Source organism: Methylobacterium sp. 1030, from assembly GCF_040544715.1.
In the GTDB taxonomy this organism is placed as follows: domain Bacteria; phylum Pseudomonadota; class Alphaproteobacteria; order Rhizobiales; family Beijerinckiaceae; genus Methylobacterium.
On record NZ_JBEPKM010000043.1, the window covers coordinates 1 to 15,311 of the forward strand.

Sequence of the window (15,311 nt, forward strand, 5' to 3'; positions counted from 1 at the left end):
GCGCTCGCCCTTGCTGACCCGCCTCCGGAGCAGGATACTGGGCACGAGAGCGGCCGGCGACGACAGCGCTGCGAGGCGGCGCTACGCCTGCACGGCGAGGGCGTGGCGATCAAGACGATCGCGCGCGCGCTCGGCGCCTCCCGCAACATCGTACGACGCTGGCTGCGCGTGGGGGCGTTTGTGCCCTATCGCCGGGCACCGGCCCCAAGCCGGCTCGATGCTTATCTGCGCTTTGTCGAGGCGCGCTGGCAGGACGGTCAGCACAACGCGGCGGGCCTGTGTCGCGAGCTTCGCGCCATCGGCTTCGAGGGCGGCTACGAGATCGTCCAGCGCTGGGCGAAGCGACGGCGCCGGGACCTTCCAACCCGACCGCCCTCGGCCCGCATCCCGTCGACACGCCTCATCGCGCGGTGCCTGATAAGCGATCCGGCCAGCCTCCCGCCCGCGGATCGCCGCTTCATCGTAGCGCTGTGTGGTCTTGCGCCCAGGCTGCAGGCCGCGGCCGAGCAGGTACGCGGCTTCGGGGCAATCCTGCGCGCCCGCGATCCGGCCGCATTGAAGCCGTGGCTGGAGGCGGCCGCCACGAGTGAACTCGGCGGCTTCGTCGCCGGGCTGCGGCAGGACGAGGCCGCTGTCCACGCGGCCATCGGCGAGCCGTGGAGCAACGGGGCGGTCGAGGATCAGGTGAACCGCCTGAAGCTGATCAAGCGCTCCATGTACGGCCGCGCCGGGCTCGACCTGCTCCGGCAGCGCGTCCTTCACGCCGCGTGAGGCGGACGAGAAACCGCCCGATAAACCAGACCGAGCGCCTCCCAACGTCAGCACCGAACCTGCGGAGGAACCCCGCCGATGACCACCCCGCGGGAGATCCCGCCTGCTACAGCGCTGTGAAGGGCGCGCAGGCGGGCTCTCCCGCTACCGGCGAGCTACACCACCTCCAGGGACACGACCCGCCCATCCGTTGCGGGAGGTGTTCGCGGGCTGCGCGACGCGATGAAGACGGGCGAGCCGCGGCACTGGACGCCCCACGATCTGCCGCCCTGGGCAACGGTCCACCGCCAGGCGCGACGCTGGCTGTCAGCGGGCTGCTTCGAGCCCCCGGCTTCGAACCTTCGCGCCGGGCTGCGTCTGGCGGCCGGGCGCGACGCCGAGCCGTCGGCGGCCATCCTCGACAGCCGGACGCTGCGGGCGACGCCCGAGGGCGGCGGGCGGGCCGGCCACGACGGAGCCGCTCCCGGACACGGTTCAGGATCCCGGACAGACACGAGCGGTGGTCCCGACGGCGCGCCGCAGCGCGGCGAATGGTTTGACCTTTGTGACGCCGGGCGACGCAGATAGATGCCCGCGGGCCTCGCCGCTGGCATAGATGATGCTTCTAAATTTGATCGCACGGTTTCCATAGGCTGAAAAACGTGAAACTATCGCGCTTCCCAACCGAGCCTCTTGCTCCGAGAGTCACGTCGGTGAATTGATACCATATGGCTAAGTCGATGCCCGCACATGGATCCTTGACTCTTGGCCGAAACGCTCTGGATGTACTTTTCCGAAAGCACAATTCCTGGCTGGTCCGATGGGTTAGGACGCATACGAGATCTCAGGTGTCTGCCGAAGATATCGCAGCCGAAGTCTTCCTGCGTCTGCTTGCAATCGACGACCTCGCGGCGGTGCGCGAACCGCGCGCGATGATGGTGACGATCGCCCGCCGACTTTCCATCGAGCTGTTCCGCCGCAATCAGCTCCAGAAGGCCTACGAAGCCGAATTGGCTGCACAGCCCACCGAGCTATCCGCATCGCCGGAACATCAAGCCATCGTCCTTGAGGCCCTGCGAGAAATCGGCACCATCCTGTCGACCATGTCGCCGCGCGCGCGTGCAGCCTTCCTCATGAGCCAAGTGGATGGAATGACCTATACCGCCATCGCGGCGGAGATCGGCGTCTCGATCACCATGGTCAGAAAATACGTTGCTCAGGGCCTGCTCCGGTTCTACCAGTACCATCCAGATCGCTGACCTTCGGCATCGCCCCCGGCCCAGATGTCCTCCGACGATCGCTCTCCCTCCCCGCTCGGTCTGATTGACGGAGACGCCGAACCAGCGGTGGCCGAGGCTATCATGTGGCGCGTGAATCTGAGCTCCGGAGAGGCAACCGAACGCGAGCAGGCCGAGTTCGCTGTGTGGTACGATGCCGACCTGTCACATCGGCGAGCCTGGGATAACCTGTCGCGTTCTCTTGGAACGCTGAGCGTCGTCAGCGCTTCGCCGCTCACCAAGGGATCCCTGGGACGGCGCGCGCTTCAGGAGGCCACAGACCGGCGCCGCGTCCTCAGGACCGCCATGCTCGGCGCCGCGGCTATGACGTCCTTTGCCGTGGGGGATCGGTTGGTCCCGCTGCGCACGCTCCTGGCCGACCACAAGACCTGGACCGGCGAGCATAAGGAGATCGAACTTCCACGCGGAAGCGTCGTGATCCTGGGTCCACGCTCGGCCGTCAACCTGAGAAGCGGGATTGATCGTGACAGGATCGAACTTCTGGCCGGCAGTCTGCTCCTCAAGCCCGGCGGCATGTCGTCCCATGCCGTCGATCTCGCGCTGGGGGACTGGCTGCTGAAGCCGTCGACGGGCCGGGTGTCCCTGCACGATGACGACACCCAGTTCTCGGCGGCACCGCTTGACGCCGCGATGACGGCCGTGATCCCCGGACGCGCCCCGTTCGAGGTGGATGCGCGACAGGGGCTGGCGCTGGAAAACGGGAGTCTGGTCCGGCGCGCGGTCGACGTCGCGCGCGAGACATCATGGTCCACCGGGTTCCTGGTGATCGAAGATGGCCGACTTGCCGCCCTGGTCCAGAGCCTGAGACCGTATTTCGTCGGTGTGATCCGGATTTCGCCGGCGGCAGCCGCGATGCGGATCGCGGGTGTGTTCAAGCTTCGCGAGCCTCGCGACACGCTTCTCGCGCTCTCGGAGACTCTGCCGATCAAGGTCCGGATGGTCACGCCGTTCTGGCTGAACGTCGACATGTGACCTCGGATCACGCGCCGCCGGAGCGGCCGCATCGCACCGGGTGGCTTGCCGGGCGCCGGAATGGCCGCGCGGGACGGGTGTCCGGAGGACGCGCCGTGTTCAGTCCGTCCGCTGCGGGCTGATCCCGCCCCGCGATGGACCTCCTGATGATGGATCTCCTGCCCCGCGATCGCGCGGCGGGACGTCGGTCGTCAAGGCCTCGGCTCAGGCGGCCCGGCCCGCCTCTCCGTCGTTCACCGGCGCGAGGCTCCAGCCCTCCGCCGTGAGATGCAGGTGCCGATCGTGGTAGGCGTACACGCTCTGCCGGTGCGCGACGCTGACGAAGGTCACCCCGGACCGGCGGAGCTGATGATACAGATCCCGCTCCGTCTCGGGATCGAGCGCGCTGGTCGCCTCATCCAGGAAGGCGAGCCGCGGCTTGGTCGCGAGCAGCCGCGCGAAGCCGATCCGCTGCTGCTCGCCGAGCGAAAGGAGGCGCCCCCAGTCGCGGCGCGCCGAGAAGCCTCCCATGCGCGCGGCGAGATCCTGCAGGCGCACGCGCGCCAGGATCGCCTGCAACTCGTCGTCGCTGAAGACGCGGGTGTCCTGATGCGGGTAGGTGATCTGCGTCCGCAGATCCGCCAGCACCATGTAAGGCCGCTGCGGAAGGAACATGATGTGCTGCGGATCGGGCAGCACGATCGCGCCTTCGCCCCGCGTCCAGAGGCCGGCCATGGCGCGCAGCAACGAACTCTTGCCCACCCCGGTCTGCCCCGTGATGAGCAGACGCTCGCCGCGGGCGATCTCGACGTTCAGGTCCACGATGAGGTCGCGCTCGCCGCCGGGGGTGCGAAGCGTGAGCCCCTGAACGAGGACGCTGTCCTGCTCATGGTTCCGGACCGCGATCCGCGGAACCGAGGGGTCGTGGTGCGTGGTGGCGAGGGCGTCGAACTTCTCCTGGATCTCCGCCAGTCGCACGACGTTGGGCGCCGCCTGCACGATGGTTGGCACCGCGTTGGTAATGATGCTCAGACTGCTGACGATCATCCCGGCCGCCGTCGTACCCGCGACGATCGATCCGTACGGAATCGTGCCGGCGAAGAAGAGGGGGGCGAGGAAGAGCAGGGGCAGGACTTGGAGGACGAGGCCGGAGACATCGCTGACCCCCGCGATGACCAGCTTGTAGCGGAGAATGCGCAGCTCCGCCCGGATCGCCTTGTCTAGGCGCTCTCCCAGATGCGTCTGCTCGGCTGCCTCTCCGCGATAGAAGGCGACCGTTTCGGCATTGTCGCGCACATGCAGGAGGCCGTAGCGAAGGTCGGCCTCGGCCACGGTCGAGTCCCACTGCTGGCGGATCGTGGGCCGATAGAGGAAGTATTTCAGCACGAACTGCGTCGCCACATAGGTCAGCGTCGCCACGAGCAGTCCGGCCGAGATCTGCGAAAGGATCGCGATCTGGACCATGACATCAAAGCCGGCTCCGAAAAGTTGCCGTGGGAAGTCAACGACACTCAGGCAGAACGGTGCAACTTGCTCCTGGATACGTTGATCCGGATTGTCTATAGTTTGCGCGGCATGGATGTCGTAATAAGTCCGGCGCGCCATATACCGATCGATCAAGCGCGCCGTGAGCCAGCGCCGCCAATGGATGACTAGAAAATTGCCGACGAAGGTCTGCCCGGACGTCATGACGGTGCGCAGAAAGACCAGTGCCGCCACGATGGTGAGGAACCTCCAGAACTCGGCCTCATTCTTGGCCAGGAGTTCGTTGGTACGGGAGGCCGTATAGAGCGTGATAGCGCCGCCGAACAGGCCGAATCCCAAGCTGCTGGACAGGGTTACGGAGGCCATCAGCCACGACCGCCACGCGCCTCTGCGCGTCCAATAGGGCTTGGTCAAGCGCCACAGCCGGACGAAGAAGAGCTTGCCGATCTTGAAGTTGCGCGGATCGACATGGACGTGAACTCCATCATCGTGCTGTGTGGCCTGTAAGGACATGGAGGTCTTCTCACTGCATCCGGATGCCTCCGGTCCGCCGGGACTTCTGCCGGGACGCGGCCTTCGTGATGCCGTCCGGGCCGGTGGTGGACCCGGCTCACGATCGGCTCGCCCCCATGCAGAATGATCCGCAGGTGCGGCCTCCGAACGAGGCCGCACCCCTTCCGGAGACGACCGGCGGCGCTACGGATGAGCGCAGGCCTCCCGTCGTCCGGCTTGGATCCGGTCGTACACCCGCTCAGAAATTCACCCGCACGCTGCCGATCGCGCTGAACCCCTGGGCGTACCAGTTCCCGCCGGTGGGGCCGCCGACATTTGAGTAATACTTGCGGTCCAGCAGGTTGGTTAGGGTCAGCTGCGCGGTCGTCTTCTCATCGATCAGGTACTGAATCAACGCATTGAAGGTCGTGCCCTCGCTCTGCCGGACCGTGATATCGTTTCTAACGGATTTCCCACCACTGTTAGAGAAGATCTGGCTGGTGTAGAAGGTCGCCCCACTGAATTCCGCGCCGAAGCCGAAGCGGACGGGTGCGAGATACGCGTCGAACTCAGACCATCCCGTCTTGAGCCGGAACACCGTGAACAGCTTGGCGAGGTGCCGGGGGAAAACACGGGTCGATGGTGAATGATCCTGATTGCCGCGGCTGCCATATATTATGCGGTTGTCGTTAAAGTTGTAGCTGAAAGTCAGGTCCCAATCCTGTGCCAGTTTTCCAGTGGATTCGAAGTCGACACCATTGGCTTCCAGTGTCGCCCCATCAGCGAGATAGCAGCAGTTCTGGAAATTGGGATTGCCGGTGTAAGGGCTCGCGTAGTTGACGGTCGGATAGTTCAGGATATGCGCCGTGTAGAACGCCAGCGACGTGTTCAGCGCGCCATCAAGATCGGTTCGCTTGATTCCCGCCTCCCAGGTCTGCCCGGTCATGGGTCCGAGCAGTGTGCCGGGGCTGCTCTCTTGATTCTGAGGCTGGAAGATCGTCGCGTAGGATCCATAGATGGACATGGTCGGATCAAGGTCGATCGTTACGCCCACGTCGGGGATGGGTAGGTTGGTCGCTTTGAGTCCGTTCGAGGTTGTTTTGCCATTGTTAACACTATCCCTATTCGCCTGATACGTGCTGAACCTTTCAGCCACGAGCACGTGAAGCCACGGCAATGGAGAGATCCGCATGCTCGTGTATGCGGCGAGCTGCTCAAGGCTGTAATTGCGATCATACGCATTCGATATTGTGTAACTGGTGAGTGGCATCTGCGGGAAGGTCCAGGGCGTCAAGCTAAGAACGTTGACGCTTGTGCTTCCCGGATAAACATAGGTAAGAGGTTTAGAGGGGAGTCCCTGTTGGATGCTCGAGTAGCTGAATCCAAAAATCGGCTCGACTGAAATGCCAAATATTTCATCCTTCCCGTTGATATATGCATCGGCCGAATATTGGTCTGATATAATTTTGCTGTATCCGGCAAACCAATCTAGGCCTGTGTTGTCCGATTTTACGCCGTGATTTGGAAGAGCGTTCGAGACAAGGACGTTGCTCGTGGAGAGTTGCTGGTTTATCGTTCCATTGAAATGAAAGGTCCAATCGTCGACGATATCTTGCTCCGCCTGGACAAAATACTCCCGTCCGAAGACCGTCGCCTTGGCCCATGGTGCGCAGAGGCACGTATCGCGCGAGAAGAGCACCTTGGTGCCGTTCGGGTATGTTGGAAGCCCTCCGATCCACGGCGTTGCGATGGTTTCGTTGATCGTGGCGCCGAGATTGATCCGCGTCTGTTCTGCCGGGGTGATCTCGACATTCACATAGCCCTGCTTCACCGATTTGCCGGCGAATCGGTAGAAATAGTCCCTGTCGTCGTAGACGAAGCTGCTCCTGATCCTGACGAGACCATCGAGAAGATCGCCGGTCGAGATGTCGCCCACCGTCCGATACGTGTTGAACGAGCCGATGTCCTGGCTGATTGATCCCCCTGCCGCGGCCAAGGGGCGCTTCCGCTGGAGGCTCAAGACACCACCGGGCGATCCGGATCCGGAATATTGCCCGGCGGAGCCCCGCACGATTGAGATGCTGTCGTAGGATGAAAGATCGAAGATGGGGAGGAAGTTGGAGTCGAAGCCGGCTGCGGGGCTGCCCACCGTGATCGGCTGACCGCCGTCGATCGCAATGCTGTTGATGGTGAAGCCGCGCGATTGGTAGGCCGTGTTGAGATTGCTGGTGGCGAGCCCCGCGCCGCTGCTGCCCGTCGCTCCTCCGCCGGGCTGTACCGTCAGGCCCGGCATGGCGGCGACGGCCTGATCCAGCGTGGTGATGTTCCTGTCCTTGATCTGCTGGTTGCTGATCACCGATACGCTCTTCGGCGTCTCCTGGATCGAGACCCCCGTCTTCGTGGCGACGTTGGACGCCGATACCGCGTAGCTGTTCGAGCCTTCCGTCGATAGGGGGTCGCTGGTCAGGCGCGTGCCGTTGCCGGACACGTCGATGTCGGCGATATCGGTCGCTACGGCGGCGCCTGCCCCCGAAGCACTTGGTTTAGCCCCACTGTCCACGATCGACAGCATCCCGCCCGATCCGGTGACGAGACGCAGCTTCGTTCCGGACAGGGCCCGGGACACGGCTTGCCCGACGCTCATGCGTCCGACGATCGGGCCCGTGCGCAGGTTCTCCACCACCGTCGGCGAGAACGAGATCGGTGTGGCCGCGGCGCTGCCGATCGCCGTCAGGACGCTGCTCAGCGAGCCTCCCGCGATGTTGAAGTCGATTACCTTCTCCTGCGCCACGGCGGGGGCGATGCCGAGCGTCAGCGCCGCGACGGAGGCGCCGCAGAGTAGCGCGCATCCCAAGCCCCATGCACCCAACCGACCTAGCATCACGACACCCCCAAGGCATTTTGTCACATGCTTCTGGAGGGATGACGGTCGAGGCGTCAGAAACAGAACCTTGGCCGGAAAAACATTCGAGATTTTCCTGTCGCGGCCACCCGCACTTGATCGCCGAGCCGTGGCAGCCGCGGGCCAGTTCCCAGTGGGACGACGGCGATCGGGCGTCAGAGACAGAGCGTACCACTCGGGCGTTCAGTCCTCCGGGGGATCTCCACAGACGACGACAAAGAGTGATCCGTCGCCGAGCAGGCGCTCGCTCGCTCGGCGAGCATCCGCGATGCCGACCGACGCGATCCCGCTGTTGCGCCGGTCCAGCCAGTCCGGATCGCGTCCGTCCAGTTGGATCGTGAGCAGCGCGTTGGCCAGGGCGCCGGAGTTCGACAGCTGCAGGCAGTGAGACCCGATCAGGTTGCCCTTGGTCCTGGCCAGTTCCTCCTCGCCGATTCCCTGCGCGACGAGCCGGCGGAACTCACCCATGACCACGTCGATGACCTCCGCGGTCCGGTCGTTGCGGGTCGAGGTCGTGCTGCGCAGCGTCGCGCTGCCGTCGGTCACGGCGAGGCTTGAATTGATCGCGTAGCAGAGCCCGCGCTTCTCGCGCACCTCCTTGAACAGCCGCGAGGTGAAGCCGCCGCCAAGGCAGAGGTTCACCACGACGGAGGCGAGAAAATCGGGGTCGTGGCGGGGGAGGCCGGGACGGCCGAAGACGAGGGTTGATTGCGGCAGCGCCATGCGCTTCAGCACCCGTCGGCCGAGGCCGCGGAGAGTCACCTGGGCGACAGGTGGAACGAGCGGGCTCGGCAGATCCGCGAACGCGCGGTCGAGAAGTGGGCCGAGTCGATCGGGGTCGATCGCGCCTACGACCCCGATCCGCAGGTTGCTGCGGCTCACGAGGCGTGGGTGAAGAGCGAGGAGATCCGCGCAGGTGATCGCCTGGATCGTTTCGGACTCGCCCATGATCGCGCGGGCATAAGGGTGGCCGGCGAAGCCCTCCGCGGCAAATGCGCGCCCGGCCACGTATTCCGGTTTTTCGACGGCCGCGCGCAAGGCCGCAGCCATTCGGGCGCGGGCGCGCTCGATCGCCTCGGGTGCCAGGCGTGGCTCGCGCAAGGCGAGTCCGAGCATTTCGAAGGCCCGGTCGGCGTGCCGGACCATGCATCTGAGATCACCCCAGGTGAGGTCGGGCGTGACGCCGAACGTCATCCGGATCGCCCGGTTGCCGAGCGCCTGCTGGAAGGCGGTGGCGGTCATGCTTCCGGCACCCTCGGTCAGGAGCGAGCCCAGCATCGCTGCGGTGCCGGCCCTTTCGTCCACATCGAGATTGGCGCCTCCCCTGAAGCCAAAATTGACGGAAAGGATCGGCAGAGCGTGATCCTCGATCAGCCACGCTTCGATTCCTCCGGGACTGCGCACTCTTCTCACGCGCTCGGCGGAGCGGGTACCTGTCGAGGGCGGTCTATGAAGCGTCATGAGGGAGGTGTCGATCGCAGTCTCGGCGCCAGAGCGCGTATAGAGGATCAGGAGCGGGACGACCGGGTCCCGTTCACGATCGGTCAGGCAGCGGCGCCGAGGAGGTAACCCGAGACACCACCCGCACTATTGAGCAATGCGAGGGCTCGCTGGATCGCCCCCGAGGTCACGGCTTCGATGCGTGCCGGCCACGTCGCCACGGCTTCGACGCCCAGGCCGAGGCTCAAGGCCTGACCGTAACCCTGAGCGCGACGGAACTGGTTGTCGAGGGCGTAGAGGGCGTCGGCCACGAGTTGCGTTTTGGCACGTTCGATCGCCCCGGCCTCGAAACCGTGGATCCAGACAGCGTGCAGTTCCGCGTCCAGCGCGTCGTCGAGGGCCTGGGGCGAGACGCCGTCCGCCGGCACGGCCTTCATCATGAAGCGTGCCTGATCGGTGAAGTACGTGTCGAGGTAGCTGCTTGTCACAGAGGTCGCCAGCTTCTGCTCGACGACGAGGCGGTTTTGAAGCAGCGACGTGCGGTCTCCGCCCAGCAGCACGGCGAGCACCGCCAGCGCTTCCGCCTCGCCGGGCACCGCCATACGCGGCGCGGGCACGATGTGGAGGCGCTGCAACTGCTGCTGCCGCACGCGCTCGTCGCGCAACGTGATGAGCCGCAGCGTTCGCAACGGCGGATCCTGCTCGCGGAGGCGGTCGGGCACTGGCTCCCCGGGCGGCAGCGCACCGTAGGATTTCTCGGCCTGAGCCATGACCTGCGTGAGATCGACGTCGCCCGCCACGACGAGGATGGCGTTGTTGGGCTGGTAGAAGCGCCGGTAATAGGCCCGCGCGTCCCTGCCAGTCAGACCCGCGATCTCGGGCCGCCAGCCGATGATCGGACGTCCCGCAGGATGGGTCGGCACCGCGGCCGAGATCATCATCTCTGCGAGCAATGTCTCCGGGCGGCTGTCGAAGTTCATCGCCCGCTCTTCCAAGACCACATCCCGCTCGGACGCGATCAGGGCTTCGTCGAATGCGAGGTTGTGCATACGATCAGCCTCGTAGGCCATGCAGACAGCGAGTTGGTCGCGCAGTACTTGTTGGTAGTAGCAGGTGTAGTTCCAAGAGGTGAACGCGTTCTCTTGGCCGCCCTCCGCCGCGAGAATTTGGGTGAAGTGCCCGGCCGGATAGCGCTCCGTGCCCTTGAACATAAGGTGTTCGACGAAGTGGGCGACACCGGACCGGCCGACGGGATCGTCGGCCGAGCCGTTGCGGTACCACACCATATGGGTGACGATCGGCGCACGCCGATCGGGAATGACGACAATCTGCATTCCGTTGGCGAGGCGCCCGATCTTAATCGCGGGCGTCATGGGTAAACGGCCCGGCCCGTTCGGAGGCACCACCTCGTCGGACGGCACGGCACGCGGGACTGCGGGTGGGGATGTCATCGAAGTTACCTAATCTCCTGCCCGGAAGCCGGTGACACGATTCTCCCGCCACCGCCTGGAAACGACCGCCCCCCTCACTTTCCGCAGGAGGGTCCGGCCGGATGGGGGGACGCTACCTCAGTGTGGCGCCGTACCTCCCGTATCTTCGAGGCCGACGAGGCCGACCTTGAGGTAGCCGGCTGCGCGCAGCAGGTTCATCACCTGCATGAGTTCCCCGTAAGACACGCCCTTGTCCGCGCGCAGAAAGATGCGCTCGTCCTTGTTGCCCCTGGTGGCCTTTCCGAGCGCGTCGCCCAGGGCCGGGCGGGCGATATCGTCATCGCCCAGAGCCAGCGAGTGGTCCGCCTTCACACTGAGGAAGACCGGTTTGTCAGGGCGCGGCTGCTGCTCGGCCGAGGAGGTCGGCAGTTCCACCGGAACGCTCACCGTGGACAGAGGTGCGGCCACCATGAAGATGATGAGCAGCACCAGGATCACGTCGATGAACGGCGTGATGTTGATGTCGGCGTTCTCGGCGAGATCGCTATCGTCGGATCCAAGTTTGACTGCCATGGCGCCTACTCCGCTGCGAGGCGCAGGCCGGGACCGCCGCCGATGTCGCGCCGGTCGAGTTCGCGCGAGAGGTGGCGCATGATCAGCGCGACGGCGTCGCCGATCATGACGCGGTAGCCGGTGATCGAGCGGGTCAGTGCGTTGTAGATGACGACGGCGGGGATGGCGGCCACAAGGCCGATACCCGTGGCCAGCAGCGCTTCGGCGATGCCGGGGGCAACCACGGCGAGGTTGGTGGTGTTCGCGTTGGCGATGCCGATGAAGCTACCCATGATGCCCCAGACCGTGCCGAACAGGCCGACGAAGGGGCCGACCGAGCCGATGGTGGCCAGGATGCCGGTGCCGACGGCCATCCGCTTGCTCGTCGACACCTCGATCCGCTCGAGCGCGATCGCCACGCGCTCCTTGATGCCCTCGCGCGACAATCCGCGGGACAGCGCGCGTTCATCTTCCGTCTCGACGAGCAACCGCAGCGCCAGACCGGAACGGACGCGTTCGAGCGCTCCGCCCAAGCTGTCGGCCTGACGGAGCTGGTCCAGGCTTCGCCGCATGCGCCGCTTGGCCAGGCCGAGGCTGACCACCTTGACCAACAGGACGGTCCAGGTCGCGACCGAGGCTGCCGCCAGCAGGATCATCACCGCCTTGACGACCGGATCGGCGCTGAGGAACATCCCCATCGGCGAAAGGTCGTGGGGCATCGCCGCGGCCGACGCCTTCAGGGGGGCGGGGCTCGGCGCCGGCAATGGCGGCGCTGAGCCCTCACTCCGGGGCACAGCCGGGACGGCAGCCTGGCCGACCTCCTCCGCGGGGCGCGGAGCAGTCGTTTCTGCAATCGGGGACTTGCTCACGGGCGCCGCGTCCGCCGGCGCCGTCTGACCCGCCGTCTCCGGGGATGGGGTTTGCGCTCTCGGCACCTTCAAGGGCGCCAGACAGCATCCGATCACCAAGACTAGGATCATCCCGGCTCGGAAGAAGCCGCCCGACGTACGGGCCAGCCCCGGCACGGCGTCTGCGTGGATCTGTCCCGACATGGCTGATCGACCTCCAATGATCGTTTGGTGTCGATCAGTTGTGCGACGAGGCGGCCGAATTGAAACGGGTGTCGGCGAATTTTTCAGGGGCGCGGTCCACAGGACGGCCGCGACGGCGCAGGATGAGAGCCGTCCGTCCAGGTCGACGGCGGCGCTGGCATCCGTGTGCCTGCGATAGGGGACGCGCGGTCGCGCAGGAGGTGAGTTCGTGGCTGGCCCCGCACCGGGACTCGGCGAGGCGCGCGCCGTCGGAGGGCAGCGCGCGGTTTGGAGCGTCGCTGCCGACGCTCGCCGAAGGACAGAGCCGACGGCCCCGCGGAAAACATTTCCGAGAATCAGTGCGATTTCGATCGGTCCGATCGTCACCCCGATGACATCGGGGTGAGCGGTGCTGCTCCTCAGCGCCGGGTTGAAGGGGATCGGCGCAGAGGGCGGATCCACGGATTGTAGGAGGAGCACGTGCCATCCAGCGTCCTGCCGACGCGCGGATCGTGAGGTGAGCCATGGACATGATGATGAGGGCCGCGGTTCCGGCACAGGCCTTTTATTCCATGAAGCCGACGCTTGAGGCCGAGGAGCGCCGCGCCCAGCGGCTGCAGATCACGTTCTGGTTGGCGGCTGTCCTCGTCGTCCTCGCCCTGCATGGCGGCATCGCCTGGTACCTCCTGCACGCGCCGCGGGCCGAGCCTCTGACGCAGGCCGACATGGGGGCTGTGATGATCGAACTCGCGCCAACGATCGAGCAGGCGGCCTCGCAGGTCGATGCGGCCGTCTCCAAACCCGAAGAGGCGGCCTCCGCTGCAGCGGAGCCGCCGAAGGAGGAACGACCGCGAGAAGAGGCCGAGGAAACCAAGCCGATCGCGACGGCCGAAGAGGCGCCCGTGGCCGCTGTGGCGCCCCTACCTCCGCCGCCGAAGCAGAAGCTGAAGCCTGTCGAGAAGAAGAAGGCACCCGAGAAGCCGAAGCCGGAAAAGACGGCGCAGAAGCCCAGGCCGACCCAGGCTCCATCGAAGGCGGCGGCGGTTCGCACCGCGAGCGCACCGCGTTCCGACCAGCGGGCGGCTGCCACGCGCGCGGCATCGGCCGGCGCCGCGAGTTCGGCCAGCACCGCGGACTGGAAGGGCCAAGTGGCTGCGGCGTTGAACCGGAACAAGCGATATCCCAGCGGCGTCACGGCAACGGGCAGTCCGATCCTGCGCGTTGCCATCGCGGTCTCGGGCCAGGTCTCGTCCGCGTCCGTCGTAGCCTCTTCCGGATCCCCCGAACTCGATCGCGCGGCGATCGAGACCATTCATCGCGCGTCGCCGCTGCCGCCCCCGCCATCCGGCGCTACGATGCTGACGTTTCGCATGAATTTCCAATCCCGTTGAGGGCGTGGACGGTCAATGCCCTTGGTTAGAGCTATGCCGCAGATTGGGTGACGACGGTGTGTTGAAGGCGGCGTATCGAGGCGGGTGTCGAGCCTGCCAGAACCTCTCGAGCCGAGAGCGATACGCCATGGAGACACCTACCAACGTCGTCCGACTTCGTCATCCCGAAGACCTCGACGATCCCCTGACCGAGGTGCTGCGGGCCGGCGCCCGCCGCCTGCTCGCCCAGGCTGTCGAGATGGAGGCGGACGCCTTCTTGAGCGTGATGCAGGACCTGCGACTGCAGGATGGACGGGCCCGGCTGGTGCGGCACGGTCACGGGCCGGAGCGGGCGATCCAGACCGGCATCGGCCCGGTGCCAGTCGCGCGGGTCCGTGTCCGGGATCGCGGTGCGAGCGGGTCTGAGGACCGGGTCCGGTTCACCTCGACCATCCTGCCGAAATGGGCGCGGCGCATCCCCAGCCTGGATGCGCTGCTGCCGGTTCTGTACCTACGCGGTGTCTCGACCGGCGACTTCCAGGACGCGCTGGCCGCCCTCTTGGGCCGTGACGCCCCGAACCTGTCGCCGGCCGTCATCGCCCGGCTGACGGCGACGTGGGCGGATGAGTACGCCCGCTGGCAGGGCCGCGATCTCTCCGCGCGCCGCTATGCCTACGTCTGGGCCGACGGCGTCTACCTGCAGGCCCGGATGGAAGAGCAGGCCGAGTGCATGCTCGTGCTGATCGGGGCGACGCCCGAGGGCAAGAAGGAGCTCGTCGGGTTCCAGGTGGGTGTGCGCGAGAGTGCCCAGAGCTGGCGCGAGCTGCTCGTCGACGTGAAGCGGCGCGGGCTGTCGATCGCGCCCGAGATCGCGGTCGGCGACGGCACTCTCGGCTTCTGGCGGGCGCTGGACGAGGTCTTCCCCGGCACCGCTCACCAGCGGTGTTGGGTTCACAAGACCGCCAACGTCCTCGACAAGGTGCCGAAGTCCATCCAGCCGGCGATGAAGGCGGACCTGCGCGAGATCCACGGCGCGCCGACCCGGGCGGCAGCCGAGGTGGCGCTGGCGGTCTTCGTTGAGAAATACGGGACCAAGTACCCCCGCGCCGCTGCCTGCCTGACCAAGGATCGGGAGGCGCTGCTGGCGTTCTACGACTTCCCGGCCGAGCACTGGGATCACCTGCGCAGCTCGAACCCGATCGAGAGCGTGTTCGCCACCGTCCGCCATCGCACGGTCCGGACCAAGGGGGCGCTCTCGGCCACGACCGCCAAGCTGATGGTGTTCAAGCTGGTGATGGCGGCGTCGAAAACCTGGCGGCGGCTGAAGGGCGAAAACCAGTTGCCGAAGGTCGTGGCCGGCGTCATCTTCCGCGACGGGACCGAGGTCGTCGCGAGCCCAGATCACCGCGCCGCCTGACCACCTCCGTCACCTAAAATCCTGCATAGCTCTCGTGGAGGCCGTCTCCTGGTACCTGCGCTATCCGCTCAGCTATCGCGACATCGAGGAGCTGTTCTTGGAACGGGGTCTGGAGGTCGACCACTCCACCCTGAACCGCTGGGTTCTCGCCTACGCGCCGCTGATCGAGAAGCGACTGCGGCAGTTCCGTCGG

At 65.9% G+C, this 15,311-nt stretch carries 10 protein-coding genes and 3 pseudogenes; 7 read left to right on the forward strand and 6 right to left on the reverse strand.

The features are described from left to right. The 4 genes and pseudogenes from ABIC30_RS31050 to ABIC30_RS31065 form a co-directional block, all read left to right on the forward strand. A pseudogene (locus tag ABIC30_RS31050) lies at nucleotides 1-771 on the forward strand (ISL3-like element ISMdi2 family transposase); the annotation flags it as partial. A 184-nt stretch (nucleotides 772-955) separates the two neighbouring features. After that, a pseudogene (locus tag ABIC30_RS31055) lies at nucleotides 956-1,248 on the forward strand (transposase); the annotation flags it as partial. A 242-nt stretch (nucleotides 1,249-1,490) separates the two neighbouring features. Next, nucleotides 1,491-2,009, forward strand: a complete 519-nt coding sequence (locus ABIC30_RS31060) for a sigma-70 family RNA polymerase sigma factor (RefSeq protein WP_354456770.1) — start codon at nucleotides 1,491-1,493, stop codon at nucleotides 2,007-2,009. An 87-nt stretch (nucleotides 2,010-2,096) separates the two neighbouring features. Further along, nucleotides 2,097-3,020: a DUF4880 domain-containing protein gene (locus ABIC30_RS31065; protein WP_354456761.1), complete on the forward strand. Its 924-nt coding sequence runs from the start codon at nucleotides 2,097-2,099 to the stop codon at nucleotides 3,018-3,020. Between the two features lie 204 nt (nucleotides 3,021-3,224). On the opposite strand, the gene ABIC30_RS31070 is transcribed toward ABIC30_RS31065, so the two are convergent. The 6 genes from ABIC30_RS31070 to exbB all read right to left on the reverse strand — a co-directional run bounded on the left by ABIC30_RS31070 (nucleotide 3,225) and on the right by exbB (nucleotide 11,998). Further along, nucleotides 3,225-4,997: an ABC transporter ATP-binding protein/permease gene (locus ABIC30_RS31070; RefSeq protein WP_354456762.1), complete on the reverse strand. Its 1,773-nt coding sequence runs from the start codon at nucleotides 4,995-4,997 to the stop codon at nucleotides 3,225-3,227. A 238-nt stretch (nucleotides 4,998-5,235) separates the two neighbouring features. Then, nucleotides 5,236-7,857, reverse strand: coding sequence for a TonB-dependent siderophore receptor (locus ABIC30_RS31075; protein WP_354456763.1), 2,622 nt, complete (start codon nucleotides 7,855-7,857; stop codon nucleotides 5,236-5,238). A gap of 204 nt (nucleotides 7,858-8,061) precedes the next feature. After that, nucleotides 8,062-9,282 (reverse strand): M16 family metallopeptidase, encoded by a 1,221-nt coding sequence (locus tag ABIC30_RS31080; RefSeq protein ID WP_354456764.1) that lies wholly within the window; start codon nucleotides 9,280-9,282, stop codon nucleotides 8,062-8,064. A 140-nt stretch (nucleotides 9,283-9,422) separates the two neighbouring features. Next, on the reverse strand, nucleotides 9,423-10,691 hold the full coding sequence (locus tag ABIC30_RS31085) for a M16 family metallopeptidase (protein ID WP_354456765.1): 1,269 nt from the start codon (nucleotides 10,689-10,691) through the stop codon (nucleotides 9,423-9,425). A 195-nt stretch (nucleotides 10,692-10,886) separates the two neighbouring features. After that, nucleotides 10,887-11,321 (reverse strand): TonB system transport protein ExbD, encoded by a 435-nt coding sequence (exbD, locus tag ABIC30_RS31090; RefSeq protein ID WP_354456766.1) that lies wholly within the window; start codon nucleotides 11,319-11,321, stop codon nucleotides 10,887-10,889. A gap of 5 nt (nucleotides 11,322-11,326) precedes the next feature. Then, complete coding sequence (gene exbB / locus ABIC30_RS31095; protein ID WP_354456767.1) at nucleotides 11,327-11,998, reverse strand: tonB-system energizer ExbB; 672 nt, start codon at nucleotides 11,996-11,998, stop codon at nucleotides 11,327-11,329. 857 nt (nucleotides 11,999-12,855) lie between these two features. Between exbB and ABIC30_RS31100 the strand changes: the two genes are divergently transcribed. The 3 genes and pseudogenes from ABIC30_RS31100 to ABIC30_RS31110 all read left to right on the forward strand — a co-directional run. Then, nucleotides 12,856-13,722: a TonB family protein gene (locus ABIC30_RS31100; RefSeq protein ID WP_354456768.1), complete on the forward strand. Its 867-nt coding sequence runs from the start codon at nucleotides 12,856-12,858 to the stop codon at nucleotides 13,720-13,722. Between the two features lie 127 nt (nucleotides 13,723-13,849). Continuing rightward, nucleotides 13,850-15,118 (forward strand): IS256 family transposase, encoded by a 1,269-nt coding sequence (locus tag ABIC30_RS31105; protein WP_354456769.1) that lies wholly within the window; start codon nucleotides 13,850-13,852, stop codon nucleotides 15,116-15,118. Then, nucleotides 15,102-15,311, forward strand: a pseudogene (locus ABIC30_RS31110) (hypothetical protein); the annotation flags it as partial. The gene ABIC30_RS31105 and the pseudogene ABIC30_RS31110, both read left to right, overlap by 17 nt.

What these genes read in the sequence shown, in the direction of transcription:
- ABIC30_RS31060 (WP_354456770.1), top strand. Translation starts at nt 1,491, where the DNA reads ATGCCCGCACATGGATCCTTGACTCTTGGCCGAAACGCTCTGGATGTA.
- ABIC30_RS31070 (WP_354456762.1), bottom strand. Translation starts at nt 4,997, where the DNA reads ATGTCCTTACAGGCCACACAGCACGATGATGGAGTTCACGTCCATGTC.
- ABIC30_RS31075 (WP_354456763.1), bottom strand. Translation starts at nt 7,857, where the DNA reads ATGCTAGGTCGGTTGGGTGCATGGGGCTTGGGATGCGCGCTACTCTGC.
- ABIC30_RS31085 (WP_354456765.1), bottom strand. Translation starts at nt 10,691, where the DNA reads ATGACGCCCGCGATTAAGATCGGGCGCCTCGCCAACGGAATGCAGATT.
- exbD (WP_354456766.1), bottom strand. Translation starts at nt 11,321, where the DNA reads ATGGCAGTCAAACTTGGATCCGACGATAGCGATCTCGCCGAGAACGCC.
- exbB (WP_354456767.1), bottom strand. Translation starts at nt 11,998, where the DNA reads ATGGGGATGTTCCTCAGCGCCGATCCGGTCGTCAAGGCGGTGATGATC.
- ABIC30_RS31100 (WP_354456768.1), top strand. Translation starts at nt 12,856, where the DNA reads ATGGACATGATGATGAGGGCCGCGGTTCCGGCACAGGCCTTTTATTCC.
- ABIC30_RS31105 (WP_354456769.1), top strand. Translation starts at nt 13,850, where the DNA reads ATGGAGACACCTACCAACGTCGTCCGACTTCGTCATCCCGAAGACCTC.